We start from the raw sequence: 20,865 nt of genomic DNA, 5'->3' as shown, positions 1-20,865 counted from the left end.
GGCTGGACGATCATGAGTCAGCTGCCGCGCGCCAGCCTCGGCCGGATCCTCGAGGATCTCGGCGCCACGCTGCTCGACCTCGTACACGGCGACGTCACATCCGCGGTCTCGATCGGCGGGGTGGCCTTCCACGACCCGTACGACGAACCCGGCCTCCCCCCACACGCCCTGGTCCTCGGCGTCGGCCTCGGCGACGCCACCACGATCGCCGACCTGCTCCGCTCGCTCGGTCAGCAGGGCGCCCGGGGCCTGGTCGTCCGCGCACCCGGGCCGTCCACGGACGCCGTACGCGCGGCCGCGGCCGAGTCCGGCGTGGCCCTGCTCGCGCTCACCCGCGGCGCCTCCTGGGCTCAGCTCGCCGCCCTGCTGCGCTCCATGCTCAGCCAGGGCGACGTCGGCGACACCGGCCCCGAGATGCTCGGCGGCATGCCCTCGGGCGACCTGTTCGCGCTGGCCAACGCGGTCGCCGCCCTGGTCGACGCGCCGGTCACGATCGAGGACCCGGACTCCCGCGTGCTCGCCTTCTCGGGCCGCCAGGAGGAGGCCGACGAGTCCCGGGTCGAGACCATCCTCGGCCGCCAGGTGCCCGAACGGTACGCGCGGCTGCTCTCCTCCCAGGGCGTGATGCGCAACCTGCACCGCAGCGATCAGCCGGTCTTCGTGGCGCCGGCCCCCGAGCTCAGCGACTTCTCGGTACCCCGGGTGGCGGTCGCCGTGCGGGCCGGCGACGAGTTCCTCGGCTCGATCTGGGCGGCCGTACGCAAACCGTTGACCCCCGACCGGTCGCGCGCCTTCTCTGACGCGGCCAAGCTGGTCGCGCTGCACATGCTGCGGCTGCGGGCCGGCGCCGACGTCGAACGGCGGCTGCGGACCGAGCTGGTCGGCACGGCCCTGGAGGGCGGTGCGGCCGCCCGTGACTCGCTGGCCCGGCTCGGCCTGGCCGACCAGTCGCTGGTGGTGCTGGCCCTGGCTCCCGCGGCGGACGCGGCCGACGACCGGTCCGGCTCGGCCGCCGAGCGCCACCGCCTCAGCGACGCGCTGGCCATGCACCTGAGCGCCGTCCAGGCCAGCTCGGCCGTGGCCCTGCTCGGCGACGTGACGTACGGCCTGCTGCCGACCGACGCCGACAACCGCGCGGTACGCCTGGCCTCCGCCTTCCTGGACCGGATCGGCGACCGGGCCCCGGCGCTGATCGGCGTGAGCCCGGTGGCATCGTCGGTGTCGGCCCTGCCGTCGGCCCGCACCAGCGCCGACCGGGCCCTGCGCGTGCTCCGCAGCGGCCGTGGCGGCAGCCGCCGGGTGGCCCGCCTGACTGACGTACACACCGAGGCGATGCTCCTCGAACTGCGAGACACCGTCGCCGCCCGTGGTGACACCCCCAGCGGCCCGGTCGCCCGTCTGATCGCCTACGACGCCGAGCACAACGCCAACCTGGTCGAGACCTTGTCGGCCTGGCTCGACGCCTTCGGCGACGTGGTGGCCGCCGCGGCCGCCCTGCACGTCCACCCGAACACGTTCCGCTACCGCCTGCGGCGCCTGGCCGAACTGGGCGAGATCGACCTGGCCGACCCGGACGCCCGCCTCGGCGCCATGCTCCAGCTCCGCGTCTTCGGCCCCGCCTAGATGCTTCGCCTTGCTTTCGCGGGCGTCCGGGCTATCTGAACGAAACTGTTTCGTACACACCTGGCGGCCCGACTGAAGGCGTGCGCCGATGAACAGGAACGGGTGCCACACTCGCCAGAGCGTGGCACCCGCCGCAGACCACCGAGCCGGCCGCTACCGGCTGATCATCCAGTTGGTGAACGTCGCGAAGGTGATGGCGAACTCCTCCGGCGTCGCCGAGTCCTCCACCTTCTTGGACAACTCGTTGACCCTCCGGTAGTGCTGCACCCGGTCGCGCTCATAGTCGCCGAGCGCGGCCCCGATCTTGCCCGCGGCCCCGATCTCGCCCGCGGCCCCGAGCAACCGGGCGAGCAGCAGCGCATCCTCGATGCCCAGTGTCGCCCCGGCGGAGATGTGCGGGGACAGCGCGTGCGCGGCGTCCCCGACCAGGGCCACCCGGCTCGACACCCACTGCGACAGCTCCGGAACGAGCATGACCTGATTGCGCAGGATCTGGTGCTCTCGGGTCGCCTCGATCAGCGCCGACATCTCCGGCAGCCAGCCGGTCGTGTCGAGGAACGACGCCCGCTCGCGTGCCTGCTCCTTCAGCGAGCCGTTCAGCGCACCCGAGTCGAACTGGTTCACCAGCCAGAATACGGAACCGTCGGCGGTGGGTACGAAACCGCCGCGAGTCCGCTGCTCGCCCGCCACCGTGATGGCGACGGGGGCCGTGACGCCCTCCGGCGGGTCGATCACGGCGCGCCAGACGACGTGTCCTTCGTGCTCGATCGCTTCGCTGCCGGGCAGCAGGACCGAGCGGATCATCGAGTACGCCCCGTCCGCGCCGACGAGGATGTCTCCGGCCAGCGCGGTGCCGTCGCTCAGCACCGCGGTGACACCCCGGTCGTCTTCCCGGTAGTCGACGACGCGGGCGTTCAGCCGGATGTTGTCGCGGCCGACCGTGTCGGCCAGCATGGTGTTCAGCTGCACGCGGTGGACCAGCGTGAAGGCGTGGTCCTCGTCGGTGAACCCGGGGGTTTCGATGAGGCGGCCGGCCGGATCCCGGAAGCGCATCTCGCCCGGCTTGCCGATGGCTCGGATCTGGTCGCCGAGGCCGAGTGCGTCGTAGGCCGCCAACGCGTTCGACCAGAGTCCGAGTCCGGCGCCCGCGGCCCGGATCTCCGGTGCCTGTTCGCAGACGATCGCTTCGATTCCCTGCTGGTGCAGGGCGATCGCGGTGGTGAGCCCGACGATGCCACCGCCGGCCACAATTGCGCGCATGGTCGTACCTCCGATTCGATTCGCGGACGCTGCGATTTCGCTGAGGCCGGCCGATCGGCAGGTTGGCACCTGAGCGATCGCGGTGACCCCGTTCCTGCCGCAAACGCTAGGTCCGTCGCTGGATTAAATCCAATGCAATCCCGTAAAGGAAAGATTTACTCAGATGCAACTGGAGTGGGACGGGTGGCGCGCAGCGAGTACAGCAGCGGCACGCGCGGGTGACCCGCCGGGAACCGGTATTCGCCGTCCGACGATGCCAGCACGGGAAAGCGCGGGAAGAGCGTGACGTCCCGTTCGCGCAGGAAATCCAGGCGGAGGCCGGCGCCGGCCAGCGCGGTGATCACCTGGCCGAGAGGGTGCTGCCACTGGACCTGCCGGGTGCTCGTCATCGCGGGCCCGCCGGTGTAGGTGTGCTCGTAGTCGGCCTCGTGCCCGGCGGTGGCGAAGTAGTCGTGTTCGACGCTGCGCCCGTCGTCGCCGAGGACGTCGCTGAAGGGGTGGAACTCGACCAGATAGAGGAAACCACCGGGGTTGAGCAGTGAGGCCACGACCGCGGCCCAGCGATCCAGGTCGGGCAGCCACACCAGCGCGCCGAGCCCGGTGTAGACGATGTCGAAGCGCTCACCGGGCAGGGCCGCGGCGGCGTCGTGGACGTCGGCCACGACGAAGCGGGCGCGGTCGGTCAGGTCGACGACGCGGGCGAGCTCGCGGGCGGTCCGGACGGCCGGCTCGGAGAAGTCGAGACCGACGGTCCGCGCGCCCAGCCGGGCCCACGAGAGGGTGTCCTGGCCCATGTGGCACTGCAGATGCACCAGGCTGCGGCCGGCGACGTCACCGACCTCGCCGGGCTCGAACGACCGTAGTGTCGACCGGCCGGCCCGGAACCCCGGGAGGTCGTAGAACTCGCTGGCAGCATGGATGCCCGCCCGCTCGTCCCAGTTTTCCCGGTTGAGCCTCAGCCATTCCGGCGATCCGACGTCCCGCACGGCCGTGACCGTACCGACCGGCCGTGCCCGGGGACACCGGATTTCCCGGGTGATCGGTGACCGCTCCCTTGGGGACCAGCCCGCCCGCGTGGCAGGTGGCCTGGCTGGGCATCGCCGGCCTGCTCGCGGTCGACGACCTTTCCTAGACCTCCCGCTCAGCTCCGGAAAGCCGATCGGGCCGTCGCGCGCGACGAGCCCGGCGCCCCGCTCTCGTCGTGCCGCACAAAGACACCGGCGCACCGGAGCGGGCAGGCTTCCAGAGCAACGACGAGGGAGGGGTGCCCGTGGCACGACGACTGCGGATCGAGGACCTTCGGGATGTCGCGGTGCCGGAGCAGCCCGCGCTCGGACCGGACGGCCGGGTGGTGTACGTGCTACGGACCGTGGACGTCGAGGCCGACCGCACCGACCGCGCGCTGTGGATCACCGGCCCGGACCAGCAGCCGCGGCGGCTGACCCGCGGCCCGGCGGACACCTCGCCGGCATGGTCGCCGGACGGCACCCGGCTCGCCTTCGTGCGGGACAAGCAGATCTGGCTGCTGCCCGCCGACGGTGGCGAGCCCGAGGCGGTCACCGAGCTGCCGATGGGCGCCGGCGCGCCGGTGTGGAGCCCGGACGGCACCAGGATCGCCTTCGCGGCACCGGTCAACCGGACGCCCGAGGCCGGCGACACGGCGCCGATGGTCACCCGGCGGGTGGACTACAAGGCCGACGGCGCCGGATTGCTGCGCAGCGTACGCAAGCATCTGTTTGTCCTTGATCTCGACTCTGGTTCGGCCCGGCAGGTGACCGACGGTGACTGGCATGCGGGGGATCCGGCCTGGTCACCCGATTCAGCCACGCTCGCCTTCACCGCCGCGACCGCGCCGGACGCCGACCTCGACGCCCGCGCGCCGCTCTACCTGCTCGACGTCAACGACGAGCACGCCCGGCCGCGCGAGGTCGGGTTGGCCGACGGCGTGGGCGGGCCGGTGGTCTGGACCCCGGACGGTGACGCGCTGCTCGTCGTGGGCATGCCGGAGTCGCCGGCCGACATCGCCGGGCTGCTGCGCGTGCCACTGGACGGCGGGCCGGTGACCGACCTGGCCGCCCCGCTGGACCGCAACGTGATGCCGGGCGGGCCGGGCTACCCGGGCGCGCTGCCGCAGCTGACCAAGCGCGGCAACGTCCTCTTCTGCGTACGCGACCGCGGCTGCACCCACCTCTACGCGGTCGAGGCGACCGGCGGCGAGCCGCGCCCGATCGTGACCGGCGCCGGGAACCTCGTCTCGGGCCTTTCGGTCGTCGGCGACACCGCGGTGATCGTGCTGACCACCCCGGAGTCGTTCGGCGAGGTGGTGCGGGTCGGTCTTCTGACGGGCACGCAAACCGTCCTGACCTCGCACGGCATCGCCGGCGCCGAGCTGTTCCCGCGGGCCGAGCGGGAATTCACCATCTCGGACGGCACCATCGTGCACGGCTGGGTGATGCGCGACCCGGCCGCGACCGGGCCCCAGCCGCTGCTGCTCGACATCCACGGCGGCCCGCACAACGCGTGGAACGCCGCCGCCGACGACATCCACCTCTACCACCAGCAGCTGGTCGCCGACGGCTGGACGGTCCTGCTGCTCAACCCCAGGGCCAGCGACGGGTACGGCCGGGAGTTCTTCACCGCCACCCAGAGCGCGTGGGGCGAGGCCGACGCCGACGACTTCCTGGAGCCGGTGCAGACGCTGGTCACCGAGGGCCTGGCGGACCCGGAGCGGCTGGCCGTCACCGGCTACAGCTACGGCGGCTACATGACCTGCTTCCTGACCGCGCGGGACAACCCGTTCGCGGCCGCGGTCGCCGGGGGACTGGTCGCCGACCTGACCGCGATGGCCGGCACCTCCGACATGGGGTCGTTCCTGGCCGAGTACGAGCTCAAGGCCCGCCCCTGGACGGCGCCGGACCGCTACGCCGCGATGTCCCCGCAGGCCCGGGTGGCCGACGTGACAGTGCCCACGCTGGTGCTGCACGGCGAGGACGACCTGCGCTGCCCGGTCGGCCAGGCCCAGCAGTGGCACACCGCCCTGCGCGAGCGTGGCGTCCCGGCCGAGCTGGTCACCTACCCGGGCGCCTCGCATCTGTTCATCGTGGACGGTCCGCCGTCGCAGCGGATGGACTACGGCCGGCGGGTGGCCGAATGGGTGCGACGCTGGACCGGGTCGCGTCGCGCGCCGCTGGACGCCGCGCACTGGCAGCGCCGCCTCTCGGCCCTGGCCACCTCGTACGGCGTCCCGGGCGCGACGCTTGGCATCCTGCGGGTGGGTGAGCCCGACGAGCGGATCACCGTCGCGCACGGAGTGCTCAATGTGGACACCGGCGTCGAGACGACCCCCGACTCGGTGTTCCAGATCGGCTCGATCAGCAAGGTGTGGACCGCCACGCTGGTCATGCGGCTGGTCGACGAGGGCAAGCTCGACCTGGACGCCCCGCTGACCGACGTGCTGCCCGAGCTCAAGCTCAACGCCGACGGCGTCACCATGCGGCATCTGCTGACCCACACCAGCGGCATCGACGGCGACGTGTTCACCGACACCGGCCGCGGCGACGACTGCGTGGCCAAGTACGCCGAGCTGCTGGCCGACGTGGCCCAGAACCACCCGATCGGCGCGACCTGGTCGTACTGCAACGCCGGGTTCGTGCTGGCCGGGCTGGTCATCGAGCGGCTGACCGGTGGGACGTGGGACGCGGCCGTGCGTACCGGTCTGATCGAGCCTCTGGGTCTGACCCGCACCTCGACGTTGCCCGAGGAGGCGCTCAAGCACCGCACCGCGATCGGGCACACCGAGGGCAAGGTGGCACCGGTGTGGATGCTGCCGCGGTCGTTGGGGCCGGCCGGGCTGATCAACTCCTCGGCCCCCGACGTACTCACGTTCGCGCGTGCGCACCTTTCCGGCGGTGACCCGATCCTGTCCGCCGACGCGGCCGCCCAAATGGCCGCCCAGCAGGTCGAACTGCCGGAGAAGGACACACTCGGCGACTCGTGGGGACTCGGCTGGATCCGCTTCGGCTGGGACGGCGAACGGCTCATCGGGCACGACGGCACCACCATCGGGCAGCAGGCGTTCCTGCGGCTGCTGCCGTCCCAGGGCCTGGCGATCACGCTGCTCACCAACGCCGAGAACGGCCGCGACCTCTACCAGGAGCTGTACACCGAGATCCTGGCCGAGGTCGCCGGCGTCGCCATGCCGCGCTTCGAGCCGGTGCCGGCCGACGGCGACGTCACGCCGCACCTGGGCGTCTACGAGCGGGCCGGCATGCGGCAGGAGGTGTTACTGACCGACGACGGGCCGATCTTCCGGATGACCGTCACCGGCCCGCTGGCCGAGCTGGTTCCCGACCCGGTCGAGGAGCTGCCGATGGTCGCGCTGGGTGGCGACCGGTACGCCGTACGCCCGCCGCGCAGCCGCAACGCGATCCCACTCGTCTTCTACCGCCTCACGACCGGCGAGCAGTACCTACATTTCGGCGTGCGAGCCACGCCCAAGGTGGCCTGATGCTCAACCGAATGCACGAGCGCCTCCCCCGGATGCTCGCCGACCTCGAGGATCTGATCCGGTGCGAGTCGCCGTCGGGTGACCCGGCCGCCGTGGCCCACAGCGCCGACCTGCTCGCCGCGCTCGGATCCCGGGTGCTCGGCGTCGCCCCCGAACGCCTCCCGCACGGCGCCCTGCGCTGGCGGTTCGGCGACGGCCCGGCCCGGGTCCTGATCCTCGGCCACCACGACACGGTCTGGCCGATCGGCTCGCTCGAGACGCACCCGTTCCGTCACGAGGGCGGCGTGCTGCGCGGCCCCGGGTGCTTCGACATGAAGGCCGGCCTGGTCCAGGCCCTGCACGCGGTGGCCGAGCTGCCCGACCGCTCCGGCGTCACCATCCTGGTCACCGGGGACGAGGAGCTGGGCTCGCCCGGTTCGCGCGGCCTGATCGAGGCCGAGGCCGCCGGCTGCGCCGCCGCCCTGGTGCTGGAGGCCTCGGCCGACGGCGGCGCGCTCAAGACCGAGCGCAAGGGAGTGTCGCTCTACCGGGTACGCGCGGAAGGTCGCGCCGCGCACGCCGGCCTGGAACCCGAGAAGGGCATCAACGCCTCGGTCGAGCTGGCCCACCAGATCCTGGCCGTGCGGGCGCTGGCCGACGACCAGGCCGGAACCACCGTCGTGCCGACCCGGATGATCTCGGGCACCACCACCAACACGGTGCCAGCGGCCGGCGACTTCGCCGTCGACGTCCGCATCCGCACCCTGGACGAGCAGCAGCGGGTCGACGCGGCCATGCACCGGCTCGAACCGGCCCTGCCCGGCGCCCGCCTGATCATCGAGGGCGGCCCCAACCGGCCCCCGCTGGAGAAGCACGAGGCCCTGTACGAGCAGGCCGTCGCGGCCGCACGGAGACTCGGCCTGCCCCCGCCGGGACAGGCCGCGGTCGGTGGCGCCTCGGACGGCAACTTCACCGCCGGGGTGGGTACGCCGACCCTGGACGGCCTCGGTGCCGTCGGCGGGGGAGCGCACGCCGACGACGAGCACGTGATCGTGGCCGAGCTGCCCGGCCGGACCGCCCTGCTGGCCACGCTCACCGCCGACCTGCTGACCCCGCTGCCGCGCCCGGCGCGCGCCGCGTACCCGGGCTGGTGACCGCCATGGATCTGCGTGTGCGGGCCGAGGACGCGGCCGAGTCGGCCGCCGCCGCGGCCGGTGTCCAGATACGCGTGCTCACCGAGCTCGACGACCTGCACGCCGTCCAGCGCCTCTTCGACGACATCTGGCATCCTGACCCGACCAACCCGCCGATCACCGCCGAGGTGCTGCGAGCCCTGAGCAAGGCGGGCAACTACGTCGCCGGCGCCTTCGACGAGACCGGCATGATCGGCGCCTGTGCCGGCTTCTTCGCCCCGCCGGCCCAGCGCGAACTGCACAGCCACATCGCCGGGGTGACCGGGCGGGCCATGGGCCGGGCGGTCGGCCTGGCCCTGAAACTGCACCAGCGGGCGTGGTGCCTGCGCCACGGCGTCGATGTCATCACCTGGACGTTCGACCCGCTGGTCAGCCGCAACGCCTACTTCAACGTGGCCAAGCTGGGCGGGGTGCCGGTGCAGTACCTGCCGAACTTCTACGGCAGCATGCGCGACGGCATCAACGGCGACGACGACACCGACCGGCTGCTGCTGCGCTGGGAGCTGAGCGCGCCCCGGGTCGACGACGCGGTGGCCGGCACCGGGCGGCGCTGGGACGTGGCGGCGCTGCGCGCGGAAGGTGCGGTCGTCGGCCTGGACCGGTCGCCGTCCGGGGAACCGCTGCCGGGCCGGGTCGACGGCGATACGGTGCTGGTGGCGGTGCCGACCGACATCGAGGGGCTGCGTAAGAGCGATCCGCGGTGCGCACGACTGTGGCGTACGGCGGTCCGCGACGTTCTGGTCCCGCTGTTCGCGTCGGGCGCCGCGGTGCCCGGCTTCGACCGCTCCGGCTGGTACGTCGTCCGACGGAAGGGACAAGCGTGAAACTCACCGGGATCGAGCTGCGCCGCATCAGCCTGCCGCTGGTGGCGCCGTTCCGCACCTCGTTCGGCACCGAGACCGGCCGCGACGTGCTGTTGCTGCGCGCGGTCGGCGACGAGGCCGAGGGCTGGGGCGAGTGCGTCGCGATGAGCGACCCGCTCTACTCCAGCGAGTACGTCGAGGGCGCCGCCGACGTGCTGCGCCGCTACCTCGTGCCCGCCCTGGGCGCCCGCCCGACGGCCGACGCGACCGCCGTGGCGCCGGCCCTGCACCGCTTCAAGGGTCATCGGATGGCCAAGGCCGCCCTGGAGACCGCCGTCCTCGACGCCGAGCTGCGGGCCGAGGGCCGGTCGTTCGCCCGCGAGCTCGGCGCGGTACGCGACCGGGTGCCGTGTGGCGTGTCGGTCGGCATCATGAACTCGATTCCCGAGCTCCTCGACGCGGTCGGCGGCTACCTGGACGAGGGTTACGTCCGCATCAAGTTGAAGATCGAGCCCGGCTGGGATGTCGAGCCGGTCCGCGCGGTCCGCGAGCGCTTCGGCGACGACGTGCTGCTCCAGGTGGACGCCAACACCGCCTACACCCGTGCCGACGCCGCCCTGCTGGCCGGCCTCGACCCGTTCGACCTGCTGCTGATCGAGCAGCCGCTGGACGAGGAGGACATCCTCGGCCACGCCGACCTGGCCAAGCACGTCCGCACCCCGATCTGCCTGGACGAGTCGATCGTCTCGGCCAAGGCGGCGGCCGACGCGATCCGGCTCGGCGCCTGCTCGATCGTCAACATCAAGCCGGGCCGGGTCGGCGGCTACCTGGAGGCGCGCCGCATCCACGACGTCTGCCAGGCCAGCAGCATCCCGGTGTGGTGCGGCGGCATGCTCGAGACCGGCCTGGGCCGCGCGGCCAACGTCGCGCTGGCCGCGCTGCCCGGCTTCACCCTGCCCGGCGACACGTCCGGGTCGAGCCGCTACTACCGCACCGACGTGACCGAGCCGTTCGTGCTGGCCGACGGCCACCTCCCGGTCCCGACCGGCCCCGGCATCGGTATCGACCCGCTGCCCGAGGTGCTGGCCGAGATCACCACCAGCACCGAGTGGCTGCCGCTCTGATTCACCTCCGATAGAGGACGACCTCGCCGGCCTCGACGAAGCCGAGCCGGCGGTAGACCGGCTCGCCCATGCTGCTGGCCTGCAGCGTGGCCACGTCCACGCCGTGGTCGCGGGCGATCCGCATGGCCGCGGTGGTCAGCTCGGCGCCGATGCCGCGACCGCGGTACTCCGGGGCGGTCGCGATCCAGTACAGGCCGGCCACGCCGTCGCTGAGCACCACCGCGGCGGTGGCCACCACGCGGCCGTCCATCCGCCCGACCAGGCGGATCATGTCGGCCCGGCCCTCGTGCAGCTCGTCGGGGAGGCCGAACGCGGTGCGGCACGCGTTCACGTACTCCTCGACGCCCCGCGGGCCGGTCACCGGCTCGACGGTCAGTCCGGCCGGCGTCGTCAGGCCCGGCATCCGGGTCAGGTCGGCCGCCATGACCGGCATCCGGCCCAGCCGCGTGTAGCCCCGACGGGCCAGGCGTTCGCCGGTGCCCGGGTCGCTGTCCGGGCCGGTCCACCACCGCCACGGCACGCCGGCCAACACTTTCTCGGCCTGCTCGGCGGCGTCCTCGAACGGCATTCCGCGTACCCGCAGGACGCCGTTGAGCAGGTTGTGCGGCACCTCACTGCGATAGATCGGCAGGTCCTCGCCGACCGTGCCGGGTCCGCCGCTCCAGCCGAGCCAGTGCGCGCGCAGGTTCGCCATCTGCGGGATAAGGTCATGGATCACGTGCGTTACGACGCTCGGCGCCGGCCCGGGTTCACACCTTCGCCTCGCACTTGGGTGATCCGTCGGATGCGCCCTACAGATCGTGCCAGGGACGGGCCTTCTCACGTTCCTCGGCGACCGCCCGGCGCAGCTCGGCCGCCCACGACGGCTCGGCCAACGCCGGTTCCCAGGTCAGCTGCGGCTTGTGCACCAGGCGGGGGGTGAAGATGGCCGACTGCGCGCGGCTCGGCGGGCGCCAGATCGGCGGCGGCCCCCACCAGATGATCCGCTCCCGCGGCCTGACCGCCGGCACCAGGGTGGTGCCGGGGGAGGAGCCGGCGGGGAGCTCGCCCGCATGCGTCACGCCGGTCGCGGGGGCGGTGGCCAGCAGCGCCGCCGCGGCCACGGTGGTCAGCGCGGCGGCGGTCGCCGGGATCTCCCATCCGGCCCGGACCGTGTCGCCGAGGAACGCCACCGCCACCGCCGACGGGGTCAGCACTTCGAACGTCCAGTGCACCGCGGTCACCGGGCCGACCTCGCCGTGCTGCAGCGCATGGGCGTACAGCATCATGCCGGTCGCCGCGAAGATCAGCAGCGCCGCGGTGAGTGGCTCGGTCACGATGGCCAGGGCCTTGTCCAGCCCCGTCCCCTCGGACGGCACCGGCAGGGCCCGCCCGACCAGCGCCGCCCCGCCCAGGCACAACCCGGCCAGCGCCGCCACCACCCCGCTGGGCGCACCCGCCCGGGCGGCGCCCCAACCCGTGGCCACCACCGCGACCGCCGCCAGGCACAGCCAGAGGCGCAGCCGGTCCGACGTCGGGACGTCCTCCTGCGGCCCGGCCGAGAGGGCCAGCACGGCCAGCGCGGCCAGGGTGACCACGATGGCTGCCACGTCCCGTCCGCGTAGCCGCGACCGCAGGAAGATCCGCGCCCCGATGACGGTTAGCGCCAGCGAACCCGCGAGCACGGACTCCACCACGTACACGGCCAGGCTCTGCAGCGCGACCATCGCGCCCACCCAGGCCAGCAGGTCGCAGGCGATGCCGGCCAGATAGAGCGGGTGGCCCATCGTCCGGACCGTGCCGGAGCTGCGCCGGGCCGCCACCGCCTGCAGGATCGACGCGGCCGCGTAACTGACCGCACCGCAGATCACGACCGCCAGCGCGACGAGGCCGGCGGTGGTCATCACGCGCCGATCCGCAGCACGGTGATCGAGTTGCCGCCGCCGTTCGACACGTACGCCAACCGCCCGTCCGGCCCGATCGCGATGGTCCGCGGGCTGTCGCCGACCCGGACCGTCCCGGTCACCTTCCCGGTCTTCGCGTCCAGCACCGACACCGTGTCGTCGCCCTCGTTGACCACGTACGCGTGCCGGCCGTCCCGGGCGAACGCCACGAACTGCGGGTCCCGGCCCACCTCGAGCGGCCCGGTGCGCTTCAACGTCCGCGCGTCGATCAGGTCGGCGCTGTCCGCCTCGTACCCCGCGGAAAGCACTTGTGATCCGTCCGGTGAGACGGCGACGCTGTGCGGGGCGCGGCTCACCGGGACCGACTTCACGAGCTTGCCGGTACGCGAGCTGACGACCGCGACCGCGTTGGACTCGTGGTTGGCGGTGAAGGCCCGGCGCTGTGGCGCGGAGAAGGCGATCGCGTGCGGGTTCGGCGGCACCTGGAAGGTCTGCTTCCGGTCGCGGCCGGCGGCGTCGTAGACCTCGAGCCGGCCCTTGCCGTGGATCGGCACCCACAGCCGCCCGTCCGGCCCGACGGCCAGGGTGTACGGCTGCTGCCCGGTGTTCAGGTTGCGGGTGACGGTGCGTCGCGCCGCGTCCACGACGGCTACCCCGCTGCCGCTCTTGTCGTTCTCGTACATGGACACGAACACGAGGCGTGAGTCCCGGGAGACGGCCACGAAACGCGGCGTGTTGCGCAGTTTGACCACGCTGACCTTGCCGCTGCGGGCGTCCACCACGGACAGTTCCCGGGCCCCCTGGTTGGCGACGTAGACCGTCCGCCCGTCGGGTGCGACCGCGACCCCCTCCGGTTCTTTGCCGACCTTGATGGTGCGCACCTGGCCCGGCCGGTCGACGCTGGCCACCGCGCGGGCCAGCTGCACCTTGGGTACCGGAGTTCCTTTTGGTGCCGGTGCTTTGGTCGCCGGTGCCGACTCGACAGTCACGGTCGGTGCGATCACCGGCGCTGCGGCGGGTTGCGCCGGGGGCTCGCCTTCACCGTTGGTGAGGGCGAAGGCCATGCCGGCTCCACCGAGCAGGACCAGTGCGACGAGTACGGAGACCAGGGCGCCCGCCCCGGCCCGGCGGCGCCGCGGCGGTGACACCAGCACTGTCACCCGGGCCGCGTTGGGGTCGATGTCGGCCGCGGCCAGTTCCTCGATCAGCGCCCGGGTGAGCGGCTCGGGCTCGATGGCGCCGGTGACCCGCACGTCGGCCCATCCGCACGGGCCGTGCACCGTGACCGTGCCGTCGAGCCAGTCGGAGCGGGGTTCCCAGAGGATGCGCAGGCGGCTGCCGTCCAGGCCGGCGGCGAGCCCCGGACCCGAGGTGGTCACCGAGCTGGCCGCGGCGAGCGGGGGACCGTGCACCGCGATGTCGGCGGCGAGCTGGGAGGTGACGCGGGGGACGGTGCCGAAGTCGATGTGGTCGGGTTCGAGCCGGATCGCCGTGCGCTCGAGCATGCCCGCCGCGGCAGCCGCGACGGCCCGGCTCTCGTCGCCCGCCATCCGGCCGAGCGCCCGGCGGGCGGCGGCCGCGACCGCGAGATCGGCGCCGAGGACCAGTCGGGCCAACTCGCCCACACCCTTGAGGCGAGTCTCCCGGATCGGGCTGTCGATCCCGGTCAACACCTGCGGTGGCAAGCCGCTGCGTTCACTCATCGTGCCCCCTCGATCAGCATGCTGTGACCGCAGCCTGAGCGGGAGCCCCCTGGCCGAATTTGGCACGTTCCGCCACATCACCAACCACCAGTGGTATCCGCGTCCGCGTTACCGTCCGGTCCTACCACCGTCCGCTCTCGACCTTGCGCTCCAACGTGGCCTCGGGGCGGTGTCATCGGCGCGCGGTCGTCGGGTAGTAGACTTCCGAGCTTGCCGCCCCGGCGCTGCACGCCGCCCCGGCCGAGATTCGGGGTGGGGGAAAGGCAGGCATCGTGGCCGAGCCGCTGGACACCGGGCGCCCGCATCCGGCCCGGGTGTACGACTACCTGCTCGGCGGCAAGGACAACTTCGCCGTCGACCGGGCCGCCGCGGCCGAAGGGCTCGAGGTCAACCCGAACGCGGCCACCGCCCCGCTCGAGAACCGCGCCTTCATGCGCCGCGTGGTCCGCTACCTGGCCGGCGAGGCGGGCATCAGCCAGTTTCTCGACATCGGCACCGGCCTGCCCACCTCGCCCAACGTCCACGAGAGCGCCCAGGCGGTCAACCCGGCCGCGCGTATCGTCTATGTCGACAACGATCCGATCGTTCTCACCCACGCCCGTGCCCTGCTCACCAGCGCGCCCGAGGGGCGCACCGCCTACGTCGACGCCGCCGTGCAGCAGGCAGATCAAATTCTCCGGGCGCCGGGGGTACGGGACAACCTCGACACCCGCAAGCCGGTGGCCGTCCTGCTGATGGCGATCCTGCACTTCATCCCGGACGACGACGCCTACGACATCATCCCGAGCATCATGGACGCCCTGCCCAGCGGCAGTTACGTGGCGCTCTCGCACGTGACCGCCGACCACGATCCGGACGGCTGGGCGAAGTTCACGGCGGTGATGCGGCGGCAGGGACTGGAATCGCATCTGCGCGGCCGCGCGGGCGTGGAGCGGTTCTTCGACCGCCTGGAGCTGGTCGAACCGGGTGTGGTGCCGATCCTGTCGTGGCGGCCGGACGGCGCCACCGATCTGACCGACGCGCAGGTGGCGTTGTACGGCGGGGTCGCCCGAAAGCGTTGATCAGTTTCGGCGGCGGCGGGCTGGGTAGGAAGAACCACGTCAGTATCCGCCGGTTTTGAGGAGATTTGGCATGACTGCTGTCGCTGATCCAGCCACCGTGCAGGAATGTCTGCGCGTCGGCGCCGGGTTCTCGCAGGGGGACCGAAACTGGATCGCCGAGCAGTTCGCGACCCTGGACGCCCGCCTCGCCGGGTTCCACGCGGACGCCACCGAGATCGAGGTCATGGTCAAGGACCGGAACGCCCGTGGGCAGAAGGTCACGCTCGAGTGCTGGATCGCCGGTCGCGACAAGATTGTCACGACGTCGACCGAGGAGGATCTCAAGGCGGCGCTCCACGACGTACGCGACGACCTGCGGCGCAAACTCGACGACCAGAAGACCCGTCAGGAACCGCGCAACAACCGGCACCTGCGTGAGCACGTCGAACCCACGACAACTGACCCTCTGACATAGAGCGGTGACGCTATGCTCGCCGCCATGCGTCTTGCGAAGACGGTGGCGGCGGGCCTGGCGGTCGCCCTCGTCATGGGCTGCGGCCTGCTCCCACGCGGCCAGCAGCGCGCCACCGCGCCCGAGCCCGCCTTCTCCGTCGACCCGGAGGCGACCGACGACGGCACCATCGAGGACGCGGTGCCGCCGTCGGTGGACCTGGACGCCGTCTTCCGGCCCACGTTCACCACCACCGAGGGCGAGATCGACGCCGGCTCGGGGTTCCTGATCCGCTGGCCCGACGGCCCGGTCCTGCTGCTCACCGCGCATCACCTGCTCGGCACGACCGGCGGCATGAGCCGTGAGTACACCGGCGCCGAGCTGGCCGGCGTGGTCACCGGAGTGACGGCGGCCAGCGTCGACGACGAGAACATCGAGGTCGCCTCGTCCACGATGGTCGACCTGCCCGAGGCGGTGTCCAGCGACGTCGACATCCGCCGCGACATCGCCGCCTTCCAGGTCGCCGGCACCAGCGGCGCCACGGTGCTGGAGCTGGCCGCCGCCCCGCCGAAGCCCGGCGACCGGGTCTACCTGCTGGCCGAGACCGACAAGCCGGGCTCACGGATCTATCCCGCGGTCGAGACGGCCAAGCGGGGTACGCCGTACCTGCAGTTCGAGTACGACGACGAGGTGACCCTGAAGGCCACCAGCGGCGCGCCGATCCTCAACTCGGACGGCAAGGTGGTCGGCATCAACATCGGCGGTGACGAGAGCAAGTCCCCGGCGGAGGGACACGCGAACTCGATCGAGACCTTCGTACCCCTGCTCCGAAAGCATCTCTCTTAGGTCTGACCGTTCGGCTTCCCCCGGCCGGTCTACGAAGGCCGGGGAGATCGCCATACGTCTTCCTAAGCTCGTCCGGTGCCTGCCGTTTACCGCACCGAGACCGCTCCCGTGCCCGTCGCCGCGCCGCCCAGAAAGGAACGCAGCCGGTACTTCGACTTCCTGCGCGCCGCCGCGCTGGTCCGGGTGTTCCTCTACCACATGTTCCCGTTCGCCTGGCTGTCCATGGTGTTCCCGTCCATGGGCGTGATGTTCGCGCTGGGCGGGACTCTGATGGCCACCTCGATGCGGCGCTCGGTGGAGCAGGCGATCACCGGCCGGCTGCGTCGCCTGCTACCCGCGCTGTGGGCGATGGCGATCCTGGTCGTACCCGTGATGCTGCTGTTGCCTTGGCCCGACCGGCCGCACTGGACACATCTCGGGCTGTGGGTGCTGCCGGTGGTCGAGCCGCCCTCGGCGTCGTGGGCGTCACCGATCGAGGGCGTGCTCTGGTATCTGGTGGCGTACCTCTGGCTGGTTCTGCTCTCGCCCCTGCTGCACCGCCTCTACCGCATGATCGGGCTGGTCGCCGCCGCGCTGCCGATCGCCGGCGTGTTCGTCTTCGACTACTACGACTGGCCGCTGCCGATGCGCGTCGAGTCGGCGATGACCGACGTGCTGACCTTCGCCGGCTGCTGGATTCTCGGCTTCGCCCACAACGCCGGCGTCCTGCGGAAGATCCGCTGGGCGGTCCTGCTCCCGATCGCGGCGGTGCTGGTCGGCGCCGGCCTGTGGTGGACCGTCACCCACCCCGGCGAGGAGGGCATCGACCTGGCCAACGAGCCGGTGGCGTACGCCGTCTACTCGGCCGGCTTCGTCCTGCTGCTGTTCCGGATCAACCCGCGGATGGCCTGGCTCGAGCGCGTCCGCCCGCTGAACGGCCTGGTCAACTTCTGCAACGCCCGCGCCGTCACGATCTATCTGTGGCACAACGCGGCGATCGACCTGGTCTTCGTCGCCGCCGAGCATTACGAACTGGACCGCTTCGGCGACACCGTCGAACTGGCCGGCCTCTTCGTCGCAACCCTCGCCCTGGTGGCGATCTTCGTGGCGTTGCTCGGCTGGGTCGAGGACGTGGCCGCCCGCCGCCCGGTGTCACTCCTGCCGTGGGGCAAGGTCCCGGCCAGCCGCCCGCGCAAGGAGACCCCCGAGTGGTGCGGCCCGGTCTGGTTCTGAGCGAATTTCGCCTGAGTTAGGCCAGCGTCAGGGTCGTGGCCACGCGGCGCAGCACGTCGGCGTTCCGGGCGGCGCGGGCCAGCAGTAGCGCACCCTCGAAGGCGGTGACGGCCAGCTCGGCGCGGGCCTCGGCGGCGACGGCCGTCTGGCCGCGCAGCACCAGGTGGTCGGCGATCAGGCGGATCCACGTCTGGTAGGTGGCCGAGCAGACGGCCCTGATGTCGTCGTTGTCGCTGGCCAGTTCGAGTGTGGCGGTGCTGACCGGGCAGCCGAGGCGAAAGTCGCTGCCCTCCAGCTCGGTGGCCAGGGCCTCGGCGAACATGGTCAGCGCGGCCGCCTCGTCGGGGTCGCCGGCGAGCAGGACGCGCAACTGCTCGGTGACCCGGTCGGACTCGTGGCGCAGCGCCTCCACCACGAGGCCCTGCTTGCCCTGCGGGAAGTGGTGGTAGAGCGAGCCTCGGGGCGCCGACGCCTCGGCCAGCACGGTCAGGACCCCGGTGCCGGTCACGCCCCGCTCGCGGAACAGGCGGGCGGCGGTGCTGACGATGCGGTCGCGGGTCTTCTCGGTCACGCCGCCGATCATACGTTGACAGGCTAGACCGGTCTGCATAATCCTGACGGCATGACGGATCTCCACGCGGTCGTCGGAGCCGGCGGCGGCATCGGCGGCGCCATCGTCCGCGCCCTGGCCGACGCCGGGCGGCCGGTGCGCGCTCTGGCCCGCCGCTCCCTCGACGTGCCGACCGGCGTCGAACAGCGGCAGGTGGACCTCGGCGACGTCGACGCGACGGCCGCCGCCCTGGCCGGAGCCGCGGTGGTCTATCACTGCGCGATGCCGTCCTACCACCGCTGGGCGCAAGAGTTCCCCACCCTGACGCGCGCAGTCGCCGACGCCGCCGCCCGGGCCGGCGCCGGCCTGGTGGTGGCCGACAACCTCTACACGGCGCCCGGCGACGGCCGGCCCATCACCGAAACCGACGCGCCCGTCCCGCACGGCCCCAAGGCTCGCACCCGCGCTGCCATGCGGGCCGAGCTCCTCGCGCGCGGCGACCTGCGCGTCACCTTCGGCCGCGGCGCCGACTATTACGGGGCCGGGCCGCGCGGGCTGAACTCGGTCCCCGGCAACACCCTGTTCGCGCGGGCGGTCGCGGGCCGGCGCATGTTCTGGCCCGGCCGGCTCGACCAGCTCCACGCCCTGCACTACCTGCCCGACCTCGCGCGTGCCCTGGTGCTGCTGGCCGACAGCGCGGCGCCGTGGGGGCGCACGTGGAACCTGCCGTCACCCGAGCCGCTGACCGGGCGGCAGTACGCGGCCGCGGCGTCCCTCGCCCGTCGCCCCCGCGTGACGCCCATCCCCAAGCTCGCCCTGCGGGCGGCCGGGCTCGTCGACGTGCAGGCTCGCGGCGTCGCCGAGATCTTCTGGCAGTTCGACCGGCCGTTCCTCATCGACGCCGCCGCGTTCGAGACTCACATCGGACGGCTGCCCCTCACCCCACACGCCGAGGCCGTCGCCCGAACGATGACCGACCTCCGCTCGCACCCTCCGGCCCGTCGCTGACGCTCGGGAGCGCGCCCAGCGCTCCCGGCTACCACTGGAGTTTTGAGGGTGACCACGCACGCGGAATGAAGGGCGGGCGGCTCTGTTCTGGCCGCCCCGCGGCCTTGGAGCCGCCCGCCCGGCCCGGCGGGAGCTGCGGTCCGCACCACCCACCCCGCTACGACATCCAGATTTTGATCTTGAACTGCGGCGACGCCAGGAGGGGCCGGCCCCCGTGTCCGGCCCCTGATGACACGGTCCCGCACCCGCCACGCTCAGCGGAACGCCCGGCGGCCATCGCCGAACATTAGGATTTGTCCACCCAGGTCAGCGAGTTGTCCGGCCGGCGCCCCGAACAAATAGGGTCGGGGCATGGAGCTTGACGTCGCCCGGATCCGGGCCGCCTATCCCGCCCTCGCCGAGGGGTTCGCCCACTTCGACGGGGCCGGCGGCACCCAGCCCGCGGCCCCGGTGATCGCCGCGATCGCGGACACGATGGGTACGGCCGTCGCCAACCGCGGCACCGCCAACACCCCGGCCCGCCGCTCGGGCGAGATCGTCGCCGCCGCTCGGGCCGCCGTCGCGGACCTGGTCGGCGGGCAGCCGGGCGGGGTGGCGTTCGGCCCGTCGGCCACCGCGCTCACCTACCTGGTGGCGCGCACGCTGGCCCAGCACTGGGGCCCCGGCGACGAGGTGGTGGTGTCCCGGCTCGACCACGACAGCAACGTCCGGCCCTGGGTGCAGGCCGCCACGGCCGCCGGGGCCACCGTGCTCTGGGCCGACGTCGACGTGGCGACCGGCGAGCTGCCCGCCGCGCAGTACCGATCGCTGATCGGCCCGCGTACCCGGCTGGTCGCTCTGACCGCCGCCAGCAACGCGACCGGCGCCGTCCCCGCGGTCCGCGAGATCGCCGACGTCGCGCATGCCGCGGGCGCGCTGACCTACGTCGACGGCGTGCACGCGACCGCCCACCGCCCCACCGAAGTGACCCTGCTCGGCGCCGACTTCTATGTGACCAGCGCCTACAAGTGGTCCGGCCCGCACTACGCCGCCGTGGTCGCCGCCCCCGAGACCTGGGCGCCCCTGGAGCCGGTCAAGCTGATCCCGTCCCCGGCCACCGCCCCCGACCGCTACGAGTACGGCACGCTCAGCTTCGAGCTCCTGGCCGGGCTGACCGCGGCCGTCGACCACCTGGCCGGCCTGTCGGCGCTGGCCCCGGCCGCCCTGGACCGCCGCGCCCGCCTGACCGCGAGCATGACCGCGGTCGCCGCCTACGAGAACTCCCTGGCCGAACGCCTCCTGGCCGGCATGACCGCCATCGACGGCGTGACGCTGTGCGCGGCGCCGGCCGGCCGTTGCCCGACGGTGTCGTTCCGGCTGGCCGGTCAGCCGCCCGCCGAGACCGCGCGCATCCTGGGTGAGCAGGGCATCTGCGTGTCGAACGGCGACTATTACGCGGTCGAGTACTTCGAGGCGGCCGGGTTGCGCGCCACCGGCGGAGCGGTCCGCGCCAGCATCTACCACTACAACACGTCGTCCGAAATCGATCTGCTCCTGGACGCCCTCTCCAAGATCAAAATCTAGATGTCGTAGCTGGGTGGGTGGTGCGGACCGTCGCTCATTGGTGGACCCTTGATGTTGTCCGGCCCGTGAGGGTCGGATGGCATCTGGGCTGTTGAGTCATCGCCCATCGTTGCTGCCCCC

The 20,865-nt window shown here is 72.6% G+C and carries 17 protein-coding genes; 11 read left to right on the top strand and 6 right to left on the bottom strand.

What is annotated here, in order from left to right; translation table 11 throughout:
* Nucleotides 1–12 precede the first annotated feature (12 nt).
* The gene (locus ACGFIO_RS39665) at nt 13–1,623 is read left to right on the top strand and encodes a PucR family transcriptional regulator (RefSeq protein WP_392835234.1); all 1,611 of its coding nucleotides are present in this window, start codon (nt 13–15) and stop codon (nt 1,621–1,623) included.
* A gap of 153 nt (nt 1,624–1,776) precedes the next feature.
* Here ACGFIO_RS39665 and ACGFIO_RS39660 read toward each other — a convergent pair whose 3' ends face one another.
* Complete coding sequence (locus tag ACGFIO_RS39660; RefSeq protein WP_392835233.1) at nt 1,777–2,883, bottom strand: FAD-dependent monooxygenase; 1,107 nt, start codon at nt 2,881–2,883, stop codon at nt 1,777–1,779.
* A gap of 155 nt (nt 2,884–3,038) precedes the next feature.
* Nucleotides 3,039–3,869: a class I SAM-dependent methyltransferase gene (locus tag ACGFIO_RS39655; RefSeq protein ID WP_392835232.1), complete on the bottom strand. Its 831-nt coding sequence runs from the start codon at nt 3,867–3,869 to the stop codon at nt 3,039–3,041.
* Between the two features lie 284 nt (nt 3,870–4,153).
* Here ACGFIO_RS39655 and ACGFIO_RS39650 point away from each other — a divergent pair, with 284 nt between their 5' ends.
* Genes ACGFIO_RS39650 through menC form a run of 4 tightly spaced genes read left to right on the top strand, consistent with a single transcriptional unit; the run spans nt 4,154 to nt 10,489 of the window.
* Nucleotides 4,154–7,390 carry a serine hydrolase gene (locus tag ACGFIO_RS39650; RefSeq protein WP_392835230.1) on the top strand — a complete coding sequence of 1,079 codons (3,237 nt, stop codon included), beginning with the start codon at nt 4,154–4,156 and terminating at the stop codon, nt 7,388–7,390.
* Nucleotides 7,390–8,523 carry a M20 family metallopeptidase gene (locus ACGFIO_RS39645; protein WP_392835227.1) on the top strand — a complete coding sequence of 378 codons (1,134 nt, stop codon included), beginning with the start codon at nt 7,390–7,392 and terminating at the stop codon, nt 8,521–8,523. The genes ACGFIO_RS39650 and ACGFIO_RS39645 overlap by 1 nt, the downstream gene beginning before the upstream one ends.
* Nucleotides 8,524–8,528: 5 nt before the next feature.
* On the top strand, nt 8,529–9,386 hold the full coding sequence (locus tag ACGFIO_RS39640; RefSeq protein ID WP_392835224.1) for a GNAT family N-acetyltransferase: 858 nt from the start codon (nt 8,529–8,531) through the stop codon (nt 9,384–9,386).
* On the top strand, nt 9,383–10,489 hold the full coding sequence (gene menC / locus ACGFIO_RS39635) for an o-succinylbenzoate synthase (RefSeq protein WP_392835221.1): 1,107 nt from the start codon (nt 9,383–9,385) through the stop codon (nt 10,487–10,489). The genes ACGFIO_RS39640 and menC overlap by 4 nt, the downstream gene beginning before the upstream one ends.
* Nucleotide 10,490: 1 nt before the next feature.
* On the opposite strand, the gene ACGFIO_RS39630 is transcribed toward menC, so the two are convergent.
* The 3 genes from ACGFIO_RS39630 to ACGFIO_RS39620 all read right to left on the bottom strand — a co-directional run bounded on the left by ACGFIO_RS39630 (nt 10,491) and on the right by ACGFIO_RS39620 (nt 14,075).
* Nucleotides 10,491–11,207, bottom strand: a complete 717-nt coding sequence (locus tag ACGFIO_RS39630; protein ID WP_392835219.1) for a GNAT family N-acetyltransferase — start codon at nt 11,205–11,207, stop codon at nt 10,491–10,493.
* A gap of 73 nt (nt 11,208–11,280) precedes the next feature.
* The gene (locus ACGFIO_RS39625) at nt 11,281–12,372 is read right to left on the bottom strand and encodes a hypothetical protein (RefSeq protein WP_392835437.1); all 1,092 of its coding nucleotides are present in this window, start codon (nt 12,370–12,372) and stop codon (nt 11,281–11,283) included.
* Complete coding sequence (locus ACGFIO_RS39620) at nt 12,372–14,075, bottom strand: YncE family protein (RefSeq protein ID WP_392835216.1); 1,704 nt, start codon at nt 14,073–14,075, stop codon at nt 12,372–12,374. The genes ACGFIO_RS39625 and ACGFIO_RS39620 overlap by 1 nt, the downstream gene beginning before the upstream one ends.
* A 272-nt stretch (nt 14,076–14,347) precedes the next feature.
* Between ACGFIO_RS39620 and ACGFIO_RS39615 the strand changes: the two genes are divergently transcribed.
* The 4 genes from ACGFIO_RS39615 (at nt 14,348) to ACGFIO_RS39600 (ending at nt 17,624) form a co-directional block, all read left to right on the top strand.
* A complete protein-coding gene (locus ACGFIO_RS39615) occupies nt 14,348–15,136 on the top strand; it encodes an SAM-dependent methyltransferase (protein ID WP_392835213.1) in 789 nt (262 codons plus the stop codon).
* Between the two features lie 70 nt (nt 15,137–15,206).
* A complete protein-coding gene (locus ACGFIO_RS39610; RefSeq protein WP_392835210.1) occupies nt 15,207–15,590 on the top strand; it encodes an HPF/RaiA family ribosome-associated protein in 384 nt (127 codons plus the stop codon).
* A 24-nt stretch (nt 15,591–15,614) separates the two neighbouring features.
* Entirely contained in the window at nt 15,615–16,412 is a 798-nt protein-coding gene (locus ACGFIO_RS39605) for a serine protease (RefSeq protein ID WP_392835207.1), read from the top strand.
* 75 nt (nt 16,413–16,487) lie between these two features.
* The gene (locus ACGFIO_RS39600; protein ID WP_392835205.1) at nt 16,488–17,624 is read left to right on the top strand and encodes an acyltransferase; all 1,137 of its coding nucleotides are present in this window, start codon (nt 16,488–16,490) and stop codon (nt 17,622–17,624) included.
* A gap of 16 nt (nt 17,625–17,640) precedes the next feature.
* On the opposite strand, the gene ACGFIO_RS39595 is transcribed toward ACGFIO_RS39600, so the two are convergent.
* The gene (locus tag ACGFIO_RS39595; protein WP_392835203.1) at nt 17,641–18,195 is read right to left on the bottom strand and encodes a TetR/AcrR family transcriptional regulator; all 555 of its coding nucleotides are present in this window, start codon (nt 18,193–18,195) and stop codon (nt 17,641–17,643) included.
* 51 nt (nt 18,196–18,246) lie between these two features.
* Here ACGFIO_RS39595 and ACGFIO_RS39590 point away from each other — a divergent pair, with 51 nt between their 5' ends.
* Together ACGFIO_RS39590 and ACGFIO_RS39585 are read left to right on the top strand one after the other, a co-directional pair.
* The gene (locus ACGFIO_RS39590) at nt 18,247–19,182 is read left to right on the top strand and encodes an NAD-dependent epimerase/dehydratase family protein (RefSeq protein WP_392835200.1); all 936 of its coding nucleotides are present in this window, start codon (nt 18,247–18,249) and stop codon (nt 19,180–19,182) included.
* A 351-nt stretch (nt 19,183–19,533) separates the two neighbouring features.
* Entirely contained in the window at nt 19,534–20,745 is a 1,212-nt protein-coding gene (locus ACGFIO_RS39585) for a cysteine desulfurase-like protein (protein ID WP_392835198.1), read from the top strand.
* Nucleotides 20,746–20,865: the final 120 nt, after the last annotated feature.

Source organism: Actinoplanes sp. NPDC049265 (assembly GCF_043197135.1).
Classification (GTDB): Bacteria; Actinomycetota; Actinomycetes; order Mycobacteriales; family Micromonosporaceae; genus Actinoplanes.
This window is presented reverse-complemented; position numbering and strand designations above follow the sequence as displayed.